Genomic DNA, 21,500 nt, shown 5'->3' on the forward strand with positions numbered 1-21,500 from the left:
TCGACTGCGCCGGAAGTGGGGCGAATTATAGACAGATATAATTCGCCGTCAACACCTAATTCAGGACTTATTCGGATTTGAGCGTAATACGCGCAAATGCCTTCTTCCCCGCCTGACAAACATGGGTCGCCCCCAATTCATATATAAAGGTGCGATCCACCACCTCACCATCTATACGCACGCCACCGGAACCCAGCAGATCACGCGCCACTGCCGAGTTCTTCACCAAGCCCGCCTTATTAAGGACAGCAGCGATAGGCATCGCCTCGGCAGCCAACAACTCAATTTCCGGCAGGTCATCCGGCAGCTCGCCATCCTTCATGCGATTGCCCGCTGCACGATGCGCGCTCGCCGCCGCTTCTTCACCATGGAAGCGCGCAACAATCTCTTCGGCCAGCTTGATTTTCACATCCCGCGGATTGGCGCCTGCCTCAACATCAGCACGCAGCGCATTGATCTCATCCATCGAACGGAAGCTCAGCAGCTCGAAGTAACGCCACATCAGCGCATCAGGAATGGAAACCAACTTGCCGTACATCACGCCCGGCGCTTCCTGGATTCCCACATAGTTACCCAGGGACTTGGACATCTTCTTGACGCCATCCAGCCCTTCCAGCAACGGCATGGTCAGAATGCACTGAGCCTCCTGGCCATACGCACGCTGCAGCTCTCGCCCCATCAGCAGGTTGAATTTCTGATCGGTACCGCCCAGCTCCACGTCGGCACGCAACGCCACCGAGTCATACCCTTGAACCAACGGGTACAAAAACTCATGAATGGCGATCGGCTGATTGGTGGAATAGCGCTTGTCGAAGTCATCACGCTCAAGCATGCGCGCAACGGTGTACTGGGAAGTCAGGCGAATGAAGTCCGCCGGACCCATTTGATCCATCCAGGTAGAGTTGAACGCCACCTCGGTCTTGGCCGGATCAAGAATCTTGAACACCTGGGTCTTGTAGGTCTCGGCGTTATCGAGCACCTGCTCACGGGTCAGCGGCGGACGCGTGGCACTCTTGCCACTCGGATCACCGATCATTCCAGTGAAATCGCCTATAAGGAAGATGACCTGATGCCCCAGCTCCTGAAACTGGCGCAGCTTATTGATAAGCACGGTATGACCCAGGTGCAGATCCGGCGCCGTCGGATCAAAGCCAGCCTTAATACGCAGGGGCTGACCACGCTTGAGCTTTTCGATCAGCTCAGCCTCGACCAACAGTTCTTCCGCACCACGTTTTATCAGCGCTAGCTGCTCTTCAACCGACTTCATAACAGACCCGCAAGGCTCAGATTCAAAAGGGAACCAACCATACAAGATCAGGGACTAATTACAAGTTTTGCCCTGCGCACGGACACCGTTCAGCAAGCCCAGCGTTCGCGAGCTTGCGCCACAGATGATTTGGTTATATTTTATACAGTTATTTCATCTTCATCATGTCATTCATCTTTTCCATTTCATCTTCAAAGTCAAATTACCTATGACCACCGAACCGTCTAAAGCGCCGCCGCTTTACCCGAAGACCCACCTGCTCGCCGCAAGTGGTATCGCCGCCCTTCTCAGCCTGGCACTCCTGGTATTCCCTTCCAGTGACGTAGAAGCCAAACGAACATCTCTCAGCCTTGACTTGGAAAGCCCGGTTGAACAACTGACACAAGATCAAGACGCTTCCGACGTTCAACAAGCCACAAATGCACCAGCTGAATCGCCGTTCGCGCAGATAGAGAGCACGCCCGAAGACACGCAGCAGGCGGTGCAGGAACAACCGAAACCCGCAGCGAACACCACCAAGAACGCCCAACACCGCGAAGTGATCGTGGCAAAAGGCGATACGCTTTCAACCTTGTTCGAGAAGGTCGGTCTCCCCGCTGCAACCGTCAACGAAGTGCTGACCAGCGACAAGCACGCCAAGCAATTCACCCAGCTTAAACACGGCCAGAAACTTGAGTTCGAGCTGACGCCGGACGGCCAGCTGAATACCCTGCACAGTAACGTCAATGACCTCGAAAGCATCTCCCTGACCAAGGGCGCCAAAGGCTTTGCCTTCAACCGCATCACTACTAAACCCGTCATGCGCTCTGCCTACGTCCACGGCGTGATCAATAGCTCGCTATCGCAATCCGCCGCCCGCGCGGGCTTGTCCCACAACATGACCATGGACATGGCCAGTGTGTTTGGCTACGACATCGACTTCGCCCAGGACATTCGCCAGGGTGATGAATTCGATGTGATCTACGAGCAGAAAGTCGCCAACGGCAAAGTGGTTGGCACCGGCAACATTCTTTCCGCGCGCTTCACCAACCGCGGCAAGACCTATACCGCTGTGCGTTACACCAACAAACAAGGCAACAGCAGCTACTACACCGCCGACGGCAATAGCATGCGCAAAGCGTTCATCCGCACGCCAGTCGACTTCGCTCGTATCAGCTCACGTTTCTCCATGGGCCGCAAGCATCCAATTCTGAACAAAATCCGCGCACACAAAGGCGTCGACTATGCCGCCCCGCGCGGCACACCGATCAAGGCAGCCGGTGATGGCAAGGTTCTGCTGGCCGGGCGTCGCGGCGGTTACGGCAACACCGTCATCATCCAGCACGGCAATACCTATCGTACGTTGTACGGCCATATGCAAGGCTTCGCCAAAGGCGTGAAGACCGGCGGTAACGTCAAGCAGGGACAGGTGATCGGTTATATCGGCACAACGGGCCTATCCACAGGTCCACACTTGCACTATGAATTCCAGGTCAACGGCGTACACGTCGACCCCTTGGGCCAGAAACTGCCGATGGCCGACCCGATTGCCAAGGCCGAACGCGCGCGCTTTATGCAGCAGAGCCAACCACTGATGGCGCGCATGGACCAGGAGCGCTCCACCCTGCTGGCCTCGGCGAAGCGTTAAGCCATGCCGCTCTATATAGGTGTGATGTCCGGAACCAGCCTCGATGGCCTGGATATCGCCCTGATCGAACAAGATTCGGCGATCAACCTGATCGCCACTCACTACACGCCAATGCCGGATACTCTGCGCGCCGAGCTGCTGAGCTTGTGCGCCAGCGGCCCGGATGAGATAGCCCGCTCAGCAATTGCCCAGCAGCACTGGGTCCGCCTCGCGGCCCAAGGCATTCACACCCTGCTCGCTCAGCAAAACCTCAAGCCCCAGGCCATTCGCGCAATCGGCAGCCATGGGCAGACCATCCGCCACGAGCCTTCTCTAGGGTTTACCGTACAGATCGGTAACCCGGCGTTGCTCACCGAGCTGACAGGTATCACCGTGGTCAGCGATTTCCGCAGCCGCGATGTGGCCGCCGGCGGCCAAGGCGCGCCGCTGGTACCCGCGTTTCATGAAGCACTGTTTGGCGAACGCACCGGGAACCGCGCGGTATTGAATGTGGGCGGTTTCAGCAACCTCAGCCTGATCGAAACCGGCAAGCCCGTAGCCGGTTTCGACTGTGGGCCAGGCAATGTACTGCTGGACGCGTGGATTCATCTGCAGCGTGGAGAGAACTTCGACCGTGACGGTCAATGGGCAGGCAGCGGCAAGGTCGAGCCCCACCTGCTCAATACATTGCTCGGCGATCCGTTTTTCCTGACCAAAGGCCCAAAAAGTACCGGTCGAGAGGTGTTCAACCTGCAATGGCTGCAACAGCACCTCGGCCAATTGCCAGCCTTCCAACCTCAAGACATTCAGGCGACGCTGCTCGAACTCACCGCACGGACCATCGTCGAGTCCCTGCAAATGGCGCAGCCTCATACCGAAACCCTGTTGGTGTGTGGCGGCGGCGCCCATAACACGACCTTGATGAACCGCCTGGCGGCCCTGCTACCTTCAACCCAGGTCAGCAGCACCGCCAAGTATGGCGTAGACCCGGACTGGGTCGAAGCCATGGCCTTCGCCTGGCTGGCCCATTGCTGCCTGGAAGGCATCGCCACCAACCGTCCCAGCGTCACTGGCGCACGCGGTTTGCGAATCTTGGGCGCGATCTACCCCGCCTGAGCGCCAGACAGCAAAACGCCGCTTGGCCGTTCAAAGCCAAGCGGCGTTTTTTTATCGGTTGTGGACCAGTCCATCGATCAGATCGAGAACGACGACCCGCAACCACAAGTGGTAGTGGCGTTAGGGTTCTTGATCACGAAACGCGAACCCTCCAGACCTTCCTGATAATCCACCTCGGCACCGGCCAGGTATTGGAAGCTCATCGGATCCACAACCAGGCTGACGCCCTCGCGTTCGACGATGGTGTCATCGTCAGCCACGTCTTCATCGAAGGTAAAACCGTACTGAAACCCTGAACAACCGCCGCCCGTAACGAATACGCGCAGCTTCAAGCGATCATTACCCTCTTCATCGACCAGGCTCTTCACCTTGTGCGCAGCACCGTGGGTGAATTGCAAAGCCGTGGGGGTGAAGGATTCAACGCTCATGCTGATAATCTCCCGGCGTAGCGCCGCCATATGCGTAATGGCCGGTATTATCCGCTTCTCCTAGAAAAGCGGTCAACTATTAAGGGAGCAGCGGCAAGCTTCAAGCCATAAGCTCCCAAGCCTGCCGCTGCCAACTTGCGGCTGCGGCCGCCGTTAAGGCAGCATGCCCGCGTGGGACAGGCCCAACTTTTCATCCAGGCCAAACAGAATGTTCAGGTTCTGTACCGCCTGACCAGACGCGCCCTTGACCAGGTTATCGATCACCGACAACACCACCACAAGGTCACCGTCCTGCGGACGATGTACCGCGATCCGGCAGACGTTGGCACCACGCACGCTGCGGGTTTCCGGGTGGCTGCCGGCCGGCATTACGTCGACGAACGGTTCATTGGCATAGCGCTTCTCAAACAACGCCTGCAGATCAACCGAGCGATCAACCACCGTCGCGTAGAGCGTGGAGTGAATACCGCGAATCATTGGCGTCAGGTGCGGTACGAAGGTCAGCCCAACGTCCTTCCCGGCAGCACGGCGCAGGCCCTGACGAATTTCCGGCAGATGGCGATGCCCCTTTACCGCATAGGCTTTCATGCTTTCCGACGTTTCGGAGTACAGCGAACCTACCGCCGCACCACGGCCGGCGCCGCTGACACCCGACTTGCAGTCTGCGATCAAGCGCGAAGTATCGGCCAGGCCCGCTTCAAGCAGCGGCAGGAACCCCAGCTGGGTTGCGGTCGGATAGCAACCCGGCACAGCGATCAGACGCGCTTGCTTGATTTGCTCACGATTGACCTCCGGCAGGCCATATACGGCTTCTTCCAACAGCTGCGGCGCACCGTGAGGCTGGTTGTACCATTTGGCCCATTCATCGGCGTCCTGCAGACGGAAGTCCGCCGACAGGTCGATTACCTTGGTGCCGGCTGCCAACAGCTCACCGGCCAGTGCATGGGCAACGCCATGGGGCGTGGCAAAGAACACTACGTCGCAGGTGCCAAGAGTCTTGATGTCCGGCACGCTGAACGCCAGGCCGTCGTAATGGCCTCGCAGGTTCGGGTACATATCGGCCACGGCCAGGCCGGCCTCGGATCGAGAAGTGATGACCACCACCTCAGCTTGCGGATGCTGGGCCAACAGACGCAGCAATTCGACACCGGTGTAACCCGTGCCGCCGACGATACCGACCTTGACCATAAACCTGCCCTCAACGAACCACTGGAAAGCCGTCGATAATAGGGGTCGCATCGTTCTGCGACAACCGTCAACGTGACGTACGGACGCATGAGCCACTACTATCTTCAGTTACCGTGAACCTGGGAATAACTAAACATGCTCTATCTATGGGTCAAAGCCTTCCATATCGTCAGCATCGTCTGCTGGTTTGCCGGGCTGTTCTACCTGCCACGCCTGTTTGTCTACCACGCCCAAAGCGAAGACACCGTCAGCAAGGAACGCTTCAGCGTCATGGAGCGCAAGTTGTACCGCGGCATCATGGGCCCGGCGATGCTTGCCAGCCTGGTGTTTGGCATCTGGTTGACCGCGCTTAACCCAGGCGTCTTCAGCACGGGCGGCTGGATTCACGCCAAGCTGACACTGGTGGTGCTGCTGATCGGTTATCACCACATGTGCGGTGCCCAGGTAAAACGTTTTGCCCGTGGCGAAAACACCCGCAGCCATGTCTTTTATCGCTGGTTCAATGAAGTGCCGGTTCTGATGTTGCTGGCTATCGTAATTTTGGTCGTGGTCAAACCGTTCTAATTTCAATTATCCGGGGGACTTCCAATGACGCTGCCCGCTCTGCTTGAACAACGTCTGCGCCTGCCCTTGGTAGCCGCGCCGATGTTCCTGATTTCCAACCCGCAACTGGTCCTGGCCTGCTGCCGTAATGGAGTGGTCGGGAGTTTCCCGGCCCTTAACCAGCGCGAAAGCAGTGGTTTCAAGGCCTGGCTGGAGGAAATCGAAGCGGGCCTGGCGCAGTTGGACAACCCCGCGCCCTACGCCGTCAACCTCATCGTGCACAACAGCAACCCACGCTTGGAAGCAGACCTGGCGATCTGCGTCGAGCACAAGGTCCCCATTGTCATCACCAGCCTGGGCGCGGTGAAGGAGTTGGTGGACGCCGTACACAGCTATGGCGGCCTGGTGTTCCACGACGTCACCACGCGGCGGCATGCCGAAAAAGCCGCGCAAGCCGGTGTGGACGGCCTGATCGCCGTGGCTGCGGGCGCCGGTGGTCATGCCGGCACTTGGAGCCCATTTGCGCTGGTCGCGGAGATTCGTCAATTTTTCGATAAAACCCTGCTGCTGGCCGGCTGCTTGAACCACGGTCATGAGATACTCGCCGCCCAACTGCTGGGAGCGGACCTGGCCTATTTCGGCACGCGCTTTATCGGCACGACGCAAAGCCACGCCCCAGATGCGTATAAAGAGATGCTGCTCACATCGCGTGCCGCAGACATCGTGCACACTCCTGCTGTCTCCGGCGTGCCTGCAAGCTTTATGCGCCAGAGCCTGGAAAACGCCGGTTTTGATCTCGCCGCCCTGCAAGGCAAAGGCGAAGTCAATTTCGGCGCCAAGCTCAAGCCGTTGAATGACGAAGCCAAGGCCTGGAAGACCGTTTGGTCCGCCGGTCAGGGCGTCGGTGAGATAAAAGATTTGCCCAGCGTCGATGAACTTGTTGCCCGCCTGGACGCCGAATACCGCAAGGCGCGCGAGCAAGCGGCACAGTTGCGTTGGCCACGCTGAACCCACTGCATGACCTGCCGATTGAGCGGGCCTGCACTCCCCCACTGATTAGATGACAAGGATGCCCGCATGAGCGACAACCGCTTCAAGATAGTGTTTGATGGAGCCCTGCTCCCGGGTGTCGAGAGCACCACGCCAAGATGAACCTGGCCGAACTGTTCAAGAGCACCGTTGAAGAAATCGAGAAACTCTTCACCGGCCGCCCGGTTGCATTGAAACGCGACCTGCCCCGTCCCGATGCCGAAACCTACCTCACCGCGTTGAGAAACGCCGGGGTCGATGCGCGTATCGAAGCCGAACAACCCGTGGCATTCAGCCTGGCCGAAACCCACGAGACCGACTCCGGCGCAGCGGATTTCTCACGCCCGGCCGCCTCACCCTATGCACCGCCGCGTGCCGCGGTGGGTGAGAACCTGCCGGAGTACGCCGAACTCAAAGTCTTCACCATCAACGGGCGTATCGGTCGCCTGCGGTACCTGGCATGGACGCTGGTACTGACCGTTGCGCTGCTGGTTGCGGCTGGCATCATCAGTACCGTTGGCTTTGCTGTAGCCACCGCTTCGCCGACGGCAGGCACCATTCTCGGTGTACTGCTGGGTCTCGCGTTGTTCGTTGCGGCTATCGTCGCGAGCGTGCAGATCGGCGTACAACGCCTGCATGACCTCGGCTGGTCTGGCTGGCTGTACCTGCTGAACCTGGTTCCGCTGGTGAACAGCATTTTCCCGCTGTTGCTGTTGGTGATGCCGGGTAACGCGGGCGCCAACCAGTACGGTGCTCCGCCACCGCCCAACTCCACCTCGGTGAAGGTACTGGCCACCCTGTGGCTGGCGTTCATTCCGCTGATACTTATCATCGCAGTGTCACTGGGCATGAACGGCTACTTCGACCAACTCGAAGCCAACGTGGACAGCAGCTATGAAAGCAGCTCCATCAACTCCGATGAAGACGCCGACACCAGCGTGATCGTTGAGCAAGAAGACGCGCAAAGTGCTGACGAAGCGGCCGAACCTGTAGACTCCCCGGAAGAACAGTAAAGAAACGCCCCCATCCGTGATGCCTTCATCATTGATGGGGGCGTTGCGATGGAGAAAGGCATGACCCGTTACGCTCTGATCACCGGTGCCTCAAGCGGCATCGGCCTGGCCTTGGCCGAAGCCCTTGCCCGTCGCGGCCGCAGCTTGATTCTGGTGGCCCGCCAGCGTGATCAGTTGGAAAGCATTGCACTCGAACTGACTCAACGCTTTGGCGTCGAGGTGCTGTTTCGCGCCTGCGACCTGGGCGAGCCGCTGCGCTTGTCCGGGTTCCTGCTGGAGCTTGAAGAAGGCGAACGGCAGATCGACCTGCTGGTGAACTGCGCCGGTATCGGCACCAGCGGCCCGTTCCTGGCTCAGGACTGGATGACCGAGCAGGACCTGATCGAAGTCAACATCCTCGCCCTGACCCGCATGTGTCACGCCCTGGGCAATGCCATGGCGCTGCATGGCGGCGGGCAAATCCTCAATGTCGCCTCGGTGGCCGCCTTCCAACCCGGCCCATGGATGAGCAGCTACTACGCCAGTAAGGCTTATGTGCTGCACTTCTCCGAAGGCTTGCGCGAAGAACTGAAGACCTGTGGCATCAAGGTCTCGGTGCTTTGCCCTGGCCCCACGCGCACCGCGTTCTTCGGCACCGCGCAAATGGACACCGCCAAACTCGACCGCAGCGAGCAGTTGATGAGCCCGGAAGAAGTCGCGCTGTACACCGTGCGGGCGCTGGAAAAGAACAAAGCCATCATTATCCCCGGACGACGCAACCGCTGGCTGGCCTTCAGCCCGCGCTTGAGCCCACGCTGGCTGACCCGCAAGATCGCCGGTGCGATCAACAAGGCCTATTGCCCACGTTGATTGCCTGAGTACACTCACCCTGCACATTCATAATGGAGAAACAGCTGTGGATACTCTGTTCACCAAGATCATCAACAGAGAAATACCTGCGAAGATTATCTATGAGGATGACCAAGTCCTGGCCTTCCACGATATTGCCCCTCAGGCGCCAGTGCATTTTCTGGTGATCCCGAAGAAGCCGATCCGTACGCTCAATGACCTCACGCAAGACGACAAGGCACTGGCCGGGCACATCCTGTTCACCGCCCAGCGCCTGGCCCTTGAACTTGGCTGCGAGGAAGGTTTCCGCGTCGTCATGAACTGCAATGAAAAGGGCGGCCAGACCGTCTATCACATCCATATGCATGTGCTGGGTCAGCGCCAGATGAACTGGCCGCCGGGCTGACAGGCCTCTGAAACGGATCGCAGCACCGTGCTGCGACTCCATGCCCTTGACTCAGCGCAAACGCTTCACCCTCTCTTGCGGTAAACTGGCCGCCGAGATTCTTTCCGGAGGTCAGCATGACTACCCAACGTCACTACTCGCCAATTGACCGTCTGTTGCTGCAAGCCGACACGGCCATGCGCACATTGCTGCCTTTCAGCGGCCAACCTTACCGTCCGTCGCCGGCCATCGTGCAGCCAGACGCGCAGATGAGCGAGACAGAGACCCGTCATGTCGCCGGCCTGATGCGCATCAACCATACCGGTGAAGTCTGTGCCCAGGCGCTGTACCAGGGCCAGGCCCTGACCGCCAAGCTTCCACAAGTGCGCGTGGCCATGGAACACGCAGCCGAGGAAGAAATCGATCACCTGGCGTGGTGCGAACAACGCATCCGCCAACTGGGCAGCCATCCCAGCGTACTCAACCCGCTGTTTTACGGATTGTCGTTCGGCATCGGCGCGGTTGCAGGCTTGATCAGCGACAAGGTCAGCCTCGGTTTTGTCGCCGCAACCGAACATCAGGTATGCAAACACCTGGATGAACACCTGGAGCAATTGCCGGCCGAAGACGAAAAGTCCCGTGCAATTCTTGAACAGATGCGCATCGATGAAGCACATCACGCCGAAAGCGCTCTGGATGCCGGCGGTTTCCGCTTCCCGGCGCCAGTGAGGTTTGGCATGAGCCTGATGGCCAAGGTCATGACCAAAAGCACCTACCGCATCTGACCCAACCCGATGAAAAAAGGGCGCTATCAAAGCGCCCTTATCTTTGCCGATGCGTCATCAGCCCAACTCGATAATCTCGTAATCATGGGTGATGGCCACACCCGCCGCGCCGAGCATGATCGATGCCGAGCAGTACTTCTCGGCCGACAGTTCAATAGCACGCTTGACCTGCGACTCTTTCAGCCCCCGGCCCTTCACCACGAAATGCATGTGGATCTTGGTGAACACCTTGGGATCCTCCGTGGCGCGCTCGGCCTCCAGAAAGGCTTCGCAACTTTCGACGGCCTGACGGGATTTCTTCAGGATGCTGACCACGTCGAAATTGCTGCAACCGCCTACGCCAAGCAGGAGCATTTCCATCGGACGTACGCCCAGGTTGCGGCCACCGGCTTCCGGCGGGCCATCCATCACCACTACATGGCCGCTGCCCGATTCACCGAGGAACATGGCTTCGCCCGCCCATTGGATGCGTGCCTTCATCGCCCAGACTCCACTGCTAAAAAAGGGTCGCCAGCTTAGCACAGGGTCCGCCCGCGTCAGTGTTTCCCACAAAAGCGATCAATAGCAGGGCTTCCCTGGAAAATTGGCTAATCGAGACAGAATGTGTCTGTTAAGCTGGCGCCAAATCGATGGCGTATTGCCACTCTTTATACAACGTGTATCAATACCGATACCGCTGAATACAACAACTCAAACCACCTTGCGCTGCCTTTTCGGGATACAACCATGGTTGCTCTTACTCCCATACCCAAAATCAAAAATCTCGACAAGCTGTTAACGCACTGCCAGCGCCGGCGCCATCCGGCCAAGCACAACATCATCTGCGCCGGCGAGCGCTCCGAAACGTTGTTCTTCATTATCAAAGGCTCGGTCACCATTCTGATCGAGGACGAAGACGGCCGCGAGATGATCATCGCCTACCTGAACACCGGGGATTTCTTCGGCGAGCTGGGGCTGTTTGAACAAGCGGGCAAAGAGCAGGAACGCAGCGCCTGGGTGCGGGCCAAAGTCGAGTGCGAAGTGGCCGAGATCAGCTACACCAAATTCCGCGAACTGGCCCAACAAGACCCTGACATCCTCTACGCCCTCAGCGGCCAGATCGCCCAACGCCTGCGAGACACTACGCGCAAGGTAGGCGACCTGGCGTTCTTCGATGTGACCGGTCGCGTGGCCCGCTGCCTGCTGGAACTGTGCAAGCAACCCGACGCCATGACCCACCCCGATGGCATGCAGATCAAGGTGACGCGCCAGGAAATCGGACGTATTGTCGGCTGTTCACGGGAAATGGTCGGCCGCGTGCTCAAGGACCTGGAAGAACGCAACCTGGTACACGTCAAAGGCAAGACAATGGTGGTGTTCGGTACCCGTTAACCCGGCAGGAAGCTGGCCAGCATCTGACGGTACAACGTATCCAGCCGGCTGATCGCATCCGGCGCGGGGAAAGCTTCGTGCAGGGCGATATGGCTGTCGGCACGAACCCGTTGTTCCAGAGCACAAGCCTCGTTGAAGCGATTGACCGCGGCAATCAGCTCTTCGCGATCGTTATCCAACAACAAGGCGCCATGCACCAACCCCACTGGGCGGCCACCGCTTTGCCGCCAGCGCTGGGCCGTGCCGACCATTTTGCGGCCATTGAGATTGACGTTGTAGCGACCGTCGCAAAATGCGCCGTCGATTTCACCCACAGAAGCATCGCCACCCAATTCGATCAGCATGTCGCAGATCGGCTGGCATAACCGCTGATAGCCGGTTTCGATGCGCCCCTGGTCGCCTTCGCTGCGCGGTGGCGTATAGACCAGTGCGATATTGACCGTGGCACTCGACTGCGGCACCGGCTCCCCACCGGTTTCGCGCAGCAACACCGGCCAGCCGGCCTCGGCCGACACGTGGCTGGCCGTTTCGAATGCCGGCAGCCGACTCAAACGCCGTGGCATCACCAAGGCTTGATCGCTGGGTTGCCAAAACAGCAGGCCGTATTCCTGGTCGCCTGCACACACTGCTGCCAGTAACGCTTGTTCGGCGCCAAGCCCCGCTTCAACGGTCATCCTTACTGGCTGAGCCATCAAACACCTACTTATCTGACCAGACACAAAACCAAATGTGGGAGGGGTTTACCCCCGATCGCAGGGTGTCAGGTTCAAATTTGCTAACTGACCCACCGCTATCGAGGACAAACCCTCTCCCACATTTTGATCGCATTTCACATCAATCGAGGGTCGAGCCACTCACCGCCACGCCCCGCTCCGGGAAAAACAGGCGTTGCAGCTCTGCCCCAGGACTCTCGGCACGCATGAACGTCTCACCGACCAGGAACGAATACACGCCGCTGATTTCCATCAGTTCCACATCGGCGCGATTGACGATGCCGCTCTCGGTGATCACCAGACGGTCGCGCGGAATACGCGGCAGCAGGTCGAGGGTGGTTTCCAGGCTGACGTCAAAGGTGTGCAGGTTACGGTTGTTCACCCCCACCAGCGGCGTGTCGAGGGTTTTCAATGCGCGTTCCAGCTCATCACCGTCGTGCACTTCCACCAACACGTCGAGGCCGACGCTTTTGGCCACGGCCGCCAGTTCGGCCAGCTTCACGTCATCCAGTGCGGAGACGATCAGCAACACGCAGTCGGCGCCCAAGGCACGCGCCTCCACGATCTGATACGGGTCGACCATGAAATCCTTGCGGATCACCGGCAATTTGCACGCCGCGCGAGCCTGTTGCAGGAACAGATCGGCACCCTGGAAGAAATCGATATCGGTCAAAACAGACAGGCAAGTAGCCCCGCCCTTCTCGTAGCTGGCCGCGATTTCAGCCGGTACGAAGTGCTCTCGGATCACGCCTTTGCTCGGCGAAGCCTTCTTGATCTCAGCGATAACGGCGGGCTGCTTGAGCTTGGCCTGAGCGATCAAGGCATTGGCAAACCCACGCGGTGCATCGGCGCTTTTCGCCAAGGTTTCAAGCTCGGCCAGGCTCACGCGGGCACGGCGCTCGGCGACTTCTTCGGCCTTACGGACCAGGATCTTTTCCAGAACGGTCGGCACACTCATCCTTCATTCTCCATCTTGAATACTGCGGTGAATGCTCCCAGCTCTTCGAGCTTTTCGCGAGCCAGACCGGTGTGCAGCGCATCGTGGGCCAACGCGACACCTTCCTTAAGACTATAGGCATGGTCGGCGGCGTAAAGTGCCGCGCCAGCATTGAGAACAATCATCTCTGCAGCCTTTTGACCGTTCTCGGTCTTGCGCCGCCCCAAGGCGTCGCGAATCAACTCCAGCGACGCCGCCGGGCTTTCCACCGCCAGACCGTGCAGGCTCTGGCTCTTCATGCCCAAGTCTTCAGGCTCGACCCAATATTCGCTGATCTGGTCATTCTTCAGTTCCGCCACAAAAGTCGGCGCGGCCAGACTGAATTCGTCCAGGCCGTCTTTGGAGTGAACCACCAGCACATGCTTGCTGCCCATGCGCTGCAGCACCTCAGCCAATGGCCGGCACAACGCCTGGCTGAATACGCCTACCACCTGGTGCTTCACACCGGCCGGATTCGTAAGCGGGCCGAGCATGTTGAACAAGGTGCGCAGACCCAAGTCTTTGCGCGGGCCGGCGGCGTGCTTCATTGCACCATGGTGGGACTGGGCAAACATGAAGCCGATGCCGACGTTTTCGATGCAACGCGCCACTTGCACGGGCGTCAGGTTCAGGTAGATGCCGGCCGCTTCCAGCAGGTCGGCACTGCCGCTCTTGCCGGACACCGCACGGTTACCATGCTTGGCCACGGTGCAACCCGCCGCTGCCACTACAAAGGACGAAGCCGTCGACACGTTGAAGATATTCGCACCGTCACCGCCGGTGCCGACCACGTCGACCACACCGTCGAGGGTCTTGAGCTCAACTTTGTCCGCCAGCTCACGCATCACCGACACGGCGCCGACGATTTCGTCAATGCTTTCGCTCTTCATGCGCATGGCCATCATGAACGCGCCGATCTGCGCGTCAGTGCATTGACCGGTCATGATCTCGCGCATCACGTCGCTCATTTCAGCGGTGCTCAGGTCCAGGTGGCCGACGATACGGCTCAGGGCAGTCTTGATATCCATGGAAAGTCCTTAGCGCGTGCCGCCGCTCTGCTTGAGAAAGTTGGCGAACAGCTCGTAGCCCTGCTCGGTCAGGATCGACTCGGGGTGAAACTGCACCCCTTCGATATTCAGTGTCTTGTGACGCAGGCCCATGATCTCGTCGACGGAGCCGTCTTCCAGTTGGGTCCAGGCTGTCAGTTCCAGGCATTCAGGCAGGGTTTCGCGCTTGACTACCAGCGAATGGTAGCGGGTCACCGTGACCGGCAAGTTAAGGCCTTGAAACACGCCCGTGTTCTTATGGAACACCGGGCTGGTCTTGCCGTGCATCACCTGGCGCGCGCGCACCACGTCACCGCCAAACGCCTGGCCGATGGACTGATGGCCCAGGCACACGCCCAGGATCGGCAGTTTGCCGGCGAAGTACTGGATAGCCTCGAGGGAAATACCCGCCTCGGTCGGCGTGCACGGGCCCGGCGAAACCACGATGCGCTCGGGGTTCAGCGCAGCAATTTGCGCCACGCTGAGTTCGTCGTTGCGCACCACCTTGACCTCGGCACCCAGCTCGCCCAAGTACTGCACGACGTTGTAGGTAAAGGAGTCGTAGTTATCAATCATCAGCAACATGGGGGAAACCTCAGGAATTGGGGGTCTGTTCAGCCAGCGCTACGGCGCGGAACATCGCGCGGCGCTTGTTCAGGGTTTCTTCCCATTCGAGGGCCGGCACCGAGTCGGCGACGATCCCGCCACCGGCCTGCACATGCAGCTCCCCGTCCTTGATCACTGCCGTGCGGATCGCAATGGCGGTGTCCATATTGCCGTTCCAGGCGAAATACCCCACTGCGCCACCGTAGACTCCACGTTTGACCGGCTCCAGCTCATCGATGATTTCCATCGCGCGGATCTTCGGCGCGCCCGACAAGGTGCCGGCCGGCAAAATGGCGCGCAAGGCATCCATCGCGGTCAAGCCGGCTTTCAGCTCACCGGTGACGTTGGACACGATGTGCATCACGTTGGAGTAGCGCTCGATGACCATCTTCTCGGTCAGTTTCACCGAGCCGATTTCCGAGACGCGCCCGGTGTCGTTGCGGCCAAGGTCGATCAGCATCAGGTGCTCGGCGATTTCCTTGTCGTCGCTCAGCAGGTCTTCTTCGAGTGCCACGTCCGCTTCTTCGGTAGCGCCGCGTGGGCGTGTACCGGCAATCGGGCGCACGGTGATCAGGTTGTCTTCGACGCGCACCAGCACTTCCGGCGAACTGCCCACCACGTGGAAGTCGCCAAAGTTGAAGAAGTACATGTACGGCGTCGGGTTGAAGCAGCGCAACGCCCGGTACAGGTCGATGGGCGCCGCCTTGAAGTCGATGGACATGCGCTGCGACGGCACCACCTGCATGCAGTCACCGGCGAGGATATATTCCTTGATGGTGTCGACGGCGCGCTCGTAGTCATCCTGGGTAAAGCTCGAACGAAAGATCGGGTCGGCCGCCGGCGGACGGCTGAGGTCCAGGCCGCGACGCGGGGTGATCGGCTGGCGCAGTTTGTCCAGCAGGGCTTCGAGGCTGGCCTGGCCGCTCTCGAACGCATCCGCCTGGGCCGGATCGGCCAGCACGATGGCGTGCATCTTGCCGGCGAGGTTGTCGAACACCACCACCGCATCGGACACCATCAGCAGAATGTCCGGCACGCCCAATGGGTCGGGGTTCGGGCATTTGCCCAGGCGCTTCTCCACATAACGCACGCAGTCGTAGCCGAAATACCCCACCAGGCCACCATTGAAACGCGGCAGGCCAGGGATGGTCGGCACGTTGTAGCGCGCCTTGAAGGTTTCGACAAAGGCCAGCGGGTCTTCTACATCATGGCTTTCGATCTCGATGCCATCGTGGGTGATGCTCACGTGATGGTCATGCACCCGCATTACTGTGCGACATGGCAGGCCGATGATCGAGTAACGGCCCCACTTCTCGCCGCCCTGCACCGATTCCAGCAGATAGGAATTGGGCGCGTCGGCCAGTTTCAGGTAGATCGACAGCGGCGTGTCGAAGTCGGCCAGGGTTTCGCAGGCCAGGGGAATACGGTTATAGCCGGCAGCGGCCAAACGCAGGAATTCTTCGCGGATCATGAGGTGCCTCGTGGTGTGAGGGTCTAACAGTCAGGTAGGCAAACGTGCCGCAGGGCGCGGCCAGGATCAGTCAGGCGCGCCAACGCCAGCGGGCCAGGGCCTTGATGACTTTCATCCAGAGTTTGCGAGTGACCACCACGATGGAGTTTCCAGAAGGGGACGGATCGGTATCGGGCAACGTTATCTCAGCGCCCGCTCCCAAGCAACCGGGGATTAGCAGTCGCAGGTCATCAATCACCAGCGCCGGCGATTCCTCGGCAATCGGCCGGCCATGGTTATAGCCGTAGCTCAAGGCTACGCACTGCACGCCCGCCGCTTTTGCCGCCAGCACATCGCTGCGCGAATCGCCGACGAACAACGACTGGGACGCCGGGATATTGGCCATTTTCATCACAAAAAACAGCGCCGCCGGGTCGGGCTTCTTCTGCGGCAAGGTATCGCCGCCGATGATCCAACGGAAATAACGGCCGATTTTCATCTGGTCCAACAGCGGCGCGACGAAGCGCTCCGGCTTGTTGGTGATCAGGGCCATTTCCACGCCCTGCTTGCTCAGCCACTTGAGGGTGTCACGTACGCCGGGGTAAACCACGGTCAGCTCATGGTCGCCTTCATAGGCGGCGTTGAACAACGCCAGGGCATGTTCGGCCTCCACCTCGTCGACACCGTCGGCATCGATGTGGTTGGCCAGGGCCCGGCGCACCAGCATCGGCGCGCCGTTGCCGACCCAGTCGCGTACCGATTCGAGCCCCGCGGGCGGGCGCCCCAGCTTGAGCAGCATCTGGTCCACCGCCGCCGCCAGGTCCGGCACCGAGTCGATCAAGGTACCGTCCAGATCGAACATCACCAGCCGTGGCAGTTTGCCGGGGAACAACTGCTCAAAGCCGCTCATGGACGCGCCAAAGCCAGTTCGGCACGCATCTTGTCGATGACTTCCTGATAGTTCGGCGCATTGAAGATGGCCGAGCCGGCCACAAATGTGTCAGCGCCGGCGGCAGCGATTTCACGGATATTGTTGACGTTGACCCCACCGTCGATTTCCAGGCGAATCTCGCGACCCGAGGCATCGATCAGCGCGCGGGCTTCACGCAGCTTGTCGAGGGTGCCGGGGATGAACTTCTGCCCGCCGAAACCGGGGTTGACACTCATCAGCAACACCATGTCGACCTTGTCCATCACGTACTTGAGCACGTCCAGCGGGGTGGCCGGGTTGAACACCAGGCCCGCCTTGCAACCGCCTTCGCGGATCAGTTGCAGGGTGCGGTCGACGTGCAGCGAGGCTTCCGGGTGGAAGGTGATGTAGGTCGCGCCGGCCTCGATGAAATCACCGATGATGCGGTCCACCGGGCTGACCATCAGGTGCGCGTCGATCGGCGCGGTGATGCCGTATTTGCGCAGCGCCGCGCAGACCATCGGGCCGATGGTCAGGTTGGGCACATAGTGGTTGTCCATGACATCGAAGTGCACGAAATCGGCACCGGAGGCCAACACGTTGTCCACTTCCTCACCCAGGCGGGCGAAATCGGCGGAGAGAATCGATGGGGCAATGACGAAGGGCTGCATGACGCACCTTTTCTGAGCTAAATCACGATGGCGCGCATTGTATACCTCATGCTTTGTTGCGCGCACCGTGACCTGGCTCAATGGCTAGTAAGCGGCCCGGTAGATTTTCTCGATATCCGCCACGCTGAGCTTGCGCGGGTTGTTGCGCATCAGCCGATCGATCCCCGCGGCTTCGGCGGCCATGGCCGGGATCGCATCCTCGGGAATCCCGAAACTGCGCAGGCCTGCCGGGATCTCTACTGCGGCGCAAAGTTGCGTCATGGCCTCGACCGCCCGGTCGGCAGCCTCGTTGACACTCAACCCGAGGGTATTCACGCCCATGGCCTGGGCAATGTCCTGCATGCGTTCGACACAGGCGAGCTTGTTCCAGTGCATCACGTAGGGCAGCAGCAGCGCATTGCTCACGCCGTGGGCAATATTGAAACGTCCGCCCAGCGGATAGGCCAACGCATGCACCGCGCCCACCCCGGCGTTACCAAAGGCCATGCCAGCCATCAGGCTGGCGGTGGCCATGTCGTCCCGGGCCTGTAAATGGGCGGGGTTGGCGTAGGCCTTGGGCAGCGCCTTGGCGATCAGCTTGATTGCACCGATAGCCAACGCATCGGTGATCGGCGAGGCGTTCAGCGACAGGTAGGATTCAACGGCATGCACCAACGCGTCCACGCCGCTGGCGGCGGTGACGCTGCGCGGGCAGGTCAAGGTCATTTGCGGGCTGATCAGCGCCACATCCGGCAACAGGTAATCGCTGACAATGCCTTTTTTCAACTGCGCGACTTTGTCGGAGAGGATCGCCACATTGGTCACTTCCGAGCCGGTGCCGGCCGTAGTCGGAATCGCGATCAACGGTGGTCCCTTGCGCGGCACCTGATCGATACCGAACAAATCCGCCAGAGCGCCGTGGTAACCGGCATAGGCCGCAACACTTTTAGCGATATCGATGGCACTGCCGCCGCCCAGGCCGATCAGGCCGTCGTGCCCGCCGTCGCGGTAGGCCTGCATGCAGTCTTCGACGATGGCGATTTCCGGGTCCGGCAGCACGCGGTCGAAGATTTCGTAGCTGCGCTCGCCCAGGTGTTCGAGGGCCAAGGCGACGGTGCCGGATTTGACCAGCACCGCATCCGTGACGATGAGCGGGTTGTCCACATCCAGGCGGGTCAGCTCGGCGGCCAATTGCTCGATGGCGCCGGCGCCAGTCAGCAGTTTGTGGGCGATCTTGAATGAGGAAGTACTCATGTGCGCGGCCTCTTCTCGGTGATGGGCTGGCACAAGAGTAGCTGACTGGATGAGGTTGTCTTCCATTCAGGCGCTGAATGGTCTTTGCCGTTCAACACACACCCCCCTCCCACATGTTGATCTCGGCTTGGCTTTAAACCTGGGCGGTGCGCAGTTTCTCGCTACGGCCGCGCAACCATTCCAGCGTCAGCAACAGCAACACCGAGAACGCGATCAGCAAGGTCGCCGCCGCCGCAATCGTCGGGCTGAGGTTCTCGCGGATACCGCTGAACATCTGGCGCGGCAGGGTCGCTTGCTCCGGGCCGGCGAGGAACAGCGTCACCACCACCTCATCGAACGAGGTCGCGAAAGCAAACAGCGCCCCGGAAATCACCCCCGGCGCGATCAACGGCAGTGTCACCCGACGAAACGCAGTCAAGGGCGAAGCCCCCAGGCTGGCCGCTGCCCTCACCAGGTTATGGTTGAAGCCCTGCAAGGTCGCCGACACGGTGATGATCACAAACGCACGCCCAACACCGCGTGCACTACGATCAATGAGAAAAAGCTGTTACCCAGGCCCAGCGGCGCAAAGAACAGGTAGCTGGCAACACCGATGATAACCACCGGCACCACCATCGGCGAAATCACCAGGGCCATCACCAGCGCCTTGCCGGGGAAATTCCCACGGGTCAGGCCAATCGCAGCCAAGGTGCCGAACACCATCGCCAGCACCGTCGCCGCCGGGGCGACGATAATGCTGTTTTTCAACGCACGCATCCATTCGGCCGAGGCGAAAAAATCGTGGTACCACTGCAGCGAGAAGCCCTGCAGCGGGTACACCAGGAAACTGCCGCTGTTGAACGACAGTGGGATGATCACCAGCACGGGCAATATCAGGAACAGCAGGATCAAGCCGCAGAGGATCCGCAAGCTGTAGAACCACACCCGTTCCACGGGGGACATATAAGGGCTCAGCATCGCAAGGTCTCCTCAGCTCAGGCGCAGGCGGCTGGCGCCGACCAGTCGGTTGTAGATCAGGTACAGCACCACGGTCGCCAGCAGCAACAAGCCGCCCAACGCCGTCGCCATGCCCCAGTTGATGCTGGTGTTGGTATAGAAGGCCACGAAGTAGCTGACCATCTGGTCGTTCGGGCTGCCCAGCAAGGCCGGGGTGATGTAGTAGCCGATTGCCAGAATGAACACCAACAGGCAACCGGCGCCAACGCCTGCATACGTCTGCGGGAAATACACGCGCCAGAAGCTGGTGAACGGGTGGCAGCCCAGGGAAATCGCCGCTCGCATGTAGGTGGGTGAGATGCCCTTCATCACGCTGTAGATCGGCAGGATCATGAACGGCAGCAGGATATGCACCATCGAGATGTATACCCCCGTGCGGTTGAACACCAGTTCCAGAGGCTTGTCGATCAGGCCCATGCCCATCAACGCGCTGTTGATCAGGCCACCCGATTGCAGCAGCACGATCCACGCGGCAACCCGCACCAGGATCGAGGTCCAGAACGGCAGCAACACCAAAATCATCAGCAAATTGCTTTTACGCGCCGGCAGGTTGGCCAGCAGGTAGGCCAGGGGATAGGCCAGCAGCAGGCAGATGACCGTGATGACCAGGCCCATCCAGAAGGTGCGGGCGAAAATGTCCAGGTAGATCGCCTGGTCGGGCGTGGCCGGGGCGATTTCGCCGAGGTCGTCGATGCGGTGATCGACGGCCGCCAGCAGGTAGTACGGCGTCAGGCTGCTGGTATTGCGCCGGATCGCCTGCCAGTACGCCGGGTCACCCCAACGTTCGTCGAGGGTTTCCAGCGCGTCTTTATAAGAGGCCGGCGCTTCGGTAAACGGCAGCGCCCGCGCGGTTTTGGTCAGCAGGCTGCGGTAGCCGGCCAGTTCCATGTTCAAGCGCTTGGACAAATCGCCCAAGGTCTGGTTTTTACGTGCTTCACCCAGGTCTTCGCTGAGGGCCTGGTACACCGGCTCGCCCGGCAGGCCACGCCCATCCCAGGCCGTCACCGCCACCACGGTACGCGGCAAGCCGCCCACCACTTCCGGGTTGCCGACGCTCTTGAACAACAGCGCAACGATCGGCACCAGGAACACCAGCAGCAAGAACAGCACCAGCGGCGCAATCAAGGCCTGGGCCTTCCAGCGGTTAAGCCGCTCGGCACGCGCCAGGCGCTGCTTGAGGGTGGGGCTGTTGACCTCGTTCGAGGGAACGGCGATGGCCATGGCTAACTCCGGATATTGAAGATAAATGCACACCCTTGTGGGAGGGGGCTTGCTCCCGATAGCGGTGGATCCGTCAGCCTGTGTATTGCCTGACAGTCTGCCATCGGGAGCAAGTCGAA

At 60.0% G+C, this 21,500-nt stretch carries 21 protein-coding genes and 2 pseudogenes; 9 read left to right on the top strand and 14 right to left on the bottom strand.

Annotated features, from left to right (window positions below; translation table 11 throughout):
- Positions 1-67: 67 nt before the first annotated feature.
- Positions 68-1,267 carry a tyrosine--tRNA ligase gene (gene tyrS, locus JWR98_RS24270; protein WP_078734887.1) on the bottom strand — a complete coding sequence of 400 codons (1,200 nt, stop codon included), beginning with the start codon at positions 1,265-1,267 and terminating at the stop codon, positions 68-70.
- A 208-nt stretch (positions 1,268-1,475) separates the two neighbouring features.
- Here tyrS and JWR98_RS24275 point away from each other — a divergent pair, with 208 nt between their 5' ends.
- Both JWR98_RS24275 and JWR98_RS24280 read left to right on the top strand, forming a co-directional pair.
- The gene (locus JWR98_RS24275; protein ID WP_205491423.1) at positions 1,476-2,894 is read left to right on the top strand and encodes a peptidoglycan DD-metalloendopeptidase family protein; all 1,419 of its coding nucleotides are present in this window, start codon (positions 1,476-1,478) and stop codon (positions 2,892-2,894) included.
- Between the two features lie 3 nt (positions 2,895-2,897).
- Positions 2,898-3,989: an anhydro-N-acetylmuramic acid kinase gene (locus JWR98_RS24280; RefSeq protein ID WP_078734889.1), complete on the top strand. Its 1,092-nt coding sequence runs from the start codon at positions 2,898-2,900 to the stop codon at positions 3,987-3,989.
- A gap of 77 nt (positions 3,990-4,066) precedes the next feature.
- Here the strand turns inward: JWR98_RS24280 and erpA are convergent, their stop codons facing one another.
- Together erpA and argC are read right to left on the bottom strand one after the other, a co-directional pair.
- Positions 4,067-4,417 carry an iron-sulfur cluster insertion protein ErpA gene (gene erpA / locus JWR98_RS24285; RefSeq protein ID WP_003176443.1) on the bottom strand — a complete coding sequence of 117 codons (351 nt, stop codon included), beginning with the start codon at positions 4,415-4,417 and terminating at the stop codon, positions 4,067-4,069.
- A gap of 153 nt (positions 4,418-4,570) precedes the next feature.
- Positions 4,571-5,605, bottom strand: coding sequence for an N-acetyl-gamma-glutamyl-phosphate reductase (argC, locus tag JWR98_RS24290; protein WP_078734890.1), 1,035 nt, complete (start codon positions 5,603-5,605; stop codon positions 4,571-4,573).
- A gap of 135 nt (positions 5,606-5,740) precedes the next feature.
- Here argC and hemJ point away from each other — a divergent pair, with 135 nt between their 5' ends.
- The 6 genes and pseudogenes from hemJ (at position 5,741) to coq7 (ending at position 10,188) form a co-directional block, all read left to right on the top strand.
- Positions 5,741-6,169, top strand: a complete 429-nt coding sequence (gene hemJ, locus JWR98_RS24295) for a protoporphyrinogen oxidase HemJ (RefSeq protein WP_078734891.1) — start codon at positions 5,741-5,743, stop codon at positions 6,167-6,169.
- 24 nt (positions 6,170-6,193) lie between these two features.
- Entirely contained in the window at positions 6,194-7,156 is a 963-nt protein-coding gene (locus tag JWR98_RS24300) for an NAD(P)H-dependent flavin oxidoreductase (RefSeq protein WP_078734892.1), read from the top strand.
- Positions 7,157-7,225: 69 nt separating this feature from the next.
- A pseudogene (locus JWR98_RS24305) lies at positions 7,226-8,190 on the top strand (DUF805 domain-containing protein).
- Positions 8,191-8,250: 60 nt separating this feature from the next.
- Entirely contained in the window at positions 8,251-9,039 is a 789-nt protein-coding gene (locus tag JWR98_RS24310) for an SDR family NAD(P)-dependent oxidoreductase (RefSeq protein ID WP_078734894.1), read from the top strand.
- Between the two features lie 46 nt (positions 9,040-9,085).
- The gene (locus JWR98_RS24315; protein WP_003176449.1) at positions 9,086-9,424 is read left to right on the top strand and encodes a histidine triad nucleotide-binding protein; all 339 of its coding nucleotides are present in this window, start codon (positions 9,086-9,088) and stop codon (positions 9,422-9,424) included.
- 116 nt (positions 9,425-9,540) lie between these two features.
- A complete protein-coding gene (gene coq7 / locus JWR98_RS24320; RefSeq protein WP_078734895.1) occupies positions 9,541-10,188 on the top strand; it encodes a 2-polyprenyl-3-methyl-6-methoxy-1,4-benzoquinone monooxygenase in 648 nt (215 codons plus the stop codon).
- Between the two features lie 57 nt (positions 10,189-10,245).
- Here the strand turns inward: coq7 and JWR98_RS24325 are convergent, their stop codons facing one another.
- The gene (locus JWR98_RS24325; RefSeq protein WP_078734896.1) at positions 10,246-10,668 is read right to left on the bottom strand and encodes an OsmC family protein; all 423 of its coding nucleotides are present in this window, start codon (positions 10,666-10,668) and stop codon (positions 10,246-10,248) included.
- Positions 10,669-10,914: 246 nt separating this feature from the next.
- Here JWR98_RS24325 and crp point away from each other — a divergent pair, with 246 nt between their 5' ends.
- Positions 10,915-11,559 (top strand): cAMP-activated global transcriptional regulator CRP, encoded by a 645-nt coding sequence (gene crp / locus JWR98_RS24330; RefSeq protein ID WP_042945961.1) that lies wholly within the window; start codon positions 10,915-10,917, stop codon positions 11,557-11,559.
- Here crp and JWR98_RS24335 read toward each other — a convergent pair.
- The 10 genes and pseudogenes from JWR98_RS24335 to JWR98_RS24380 all read right to left on the bottom strand — a co-directional run bounded on the left by JWR98_RS24335 (position 11,556) and on the right by JWR98_RS24380 (position 21,381).
- Positions 11,556-12,251, bottom strand: coding sequence for a lipoate--protein ligase family protein (locus JWR98_RS24335; protein WP_078734897.1), 696 nt, complete (start codon positions 12,249-12,251; stop codon positions 11,556-11,558). The genes crp and JWR98_RS24335 overlap by 4 nt on opposite strands.
- A 142-nt stretch (positions 12,252-12,393) precedes the next feature.
- Positions 12,394-13,230 (bottom strand): indole-3-glycerol phosphate synthase TrpC, encoded by an 837-nt coding sequence (gene trpC / locus JWR98_RS24340; protein WP_205491425.1) that lies wholly within the window; start codon positions 13,228-13,230, stop codon positions 12,394-12,396.
- Positions 13,227-14,276 carry an anthranilate phosphoribosyltransferase gene (trpD, locus tag JWR98_RS24345; protein ID WP_205491427.1) on the bottom strand — a complete coding sequence of 350 codons (1,050 nt, stop codon included), beginning with the start codon at positions 14,274-14,276 and terminating at the stop codon, positions 13,227-13,229. Before trpD ends, trpC begins: the two co-directional genes overlap by 4 nt.
- A gap of 9 nt (positions 14,277-14,285) precedes the next feature.
- Positions 14,286-14,879 (bottom strand): aminodeoxychorismate/anthranilate synthase component II, encoded by a 594-nt coding sequence (locus JWR98_RS24350; RefSeq protein WP_003176457.1) that lies wholly within the window; start codon positions 14,877-14,879, stop codon positions 14,286-14,288.
- A gap of 10 nt (positions 14,880-14,889) precedes the next feature.
- Entirely contained in the window at positions 14,890-16,371 is a 1,482-nt protein-coding gene (gene trpE / locus JWR98_RS24355; protein WP_078734901.1) for an anthranilate synthase component I, read from the bottom strand.
- A gap of 70 nt (positions 16,372-16,441) precedes the next feature.
- Entirely contained in the window at positions 16,442-17,260 is an 819-nt protein-coding gene (locus JWR98_RS24360; protein WP_078734902.1) for a phosphoglycolate phosphatase, read from the bottom strand.
- On the bottom strand, positions 17,257-17,931 hold the full coding sequence (rpe, locus tag JWR98_RS24365; protein ID WP_003176460.1) for a ribulose-phosphate 3-epimerase: 675 nt from the start codon (positions 17,929-17,931) through the stop codon (positions 17,257-17,259). The genes JWR98_RS24360 and rpe overlap by 4 nt, the downstream gene beginning before the upstream one ends.
- 84 nt (positions 17,932-18,015) lie before the next feature.
- The gene (locus JWR98_RS24370; protein ID WP_003176461.1) at positions 18,016-19,164 is read right to left on the bottom strand and encodes an iron-containing alcohol dehydrogenase; all 1,149 of its coding nucleotides are present in this window, start codon (positions 19,162-19,164) and stop codon (positions 18,016-18,018) included.
- 133 nt (positions 19,165-19,297) lie between these two features.
- Positions 19,298-20,121 (bottom strand): annotated as a pseudogene (locus JWR98_RS24375) (ABC transporter permease).
- 12 nt (positions 20,122-20,133) lie between these two features.
- The gene (locus JWR98_RS24380; protein ID WP_078734903.1) at positions 20,134-21,381 is read right to left on the bottom strand and encodes an ABC transporter permease; all 1,248 of its coding nucleotides are present in this window, start codon (positions 21,379-21,381) and stop codon (positions 20,134-20,136) included.
- Positions 21,382-21,500 lie beyond the last annotated feature (119 nt).

Origin of the sequence: Pseudomonas lactucae (genome assembly GCF_016937615.1) — a bacterium.
GTDB lineage: Bacteria > Pseudomonadota > Gammaproteobacteria > Pseudomonadales > Pseudomonadaceae > Aquipseudomonas > Aquipseudomonas lactucae.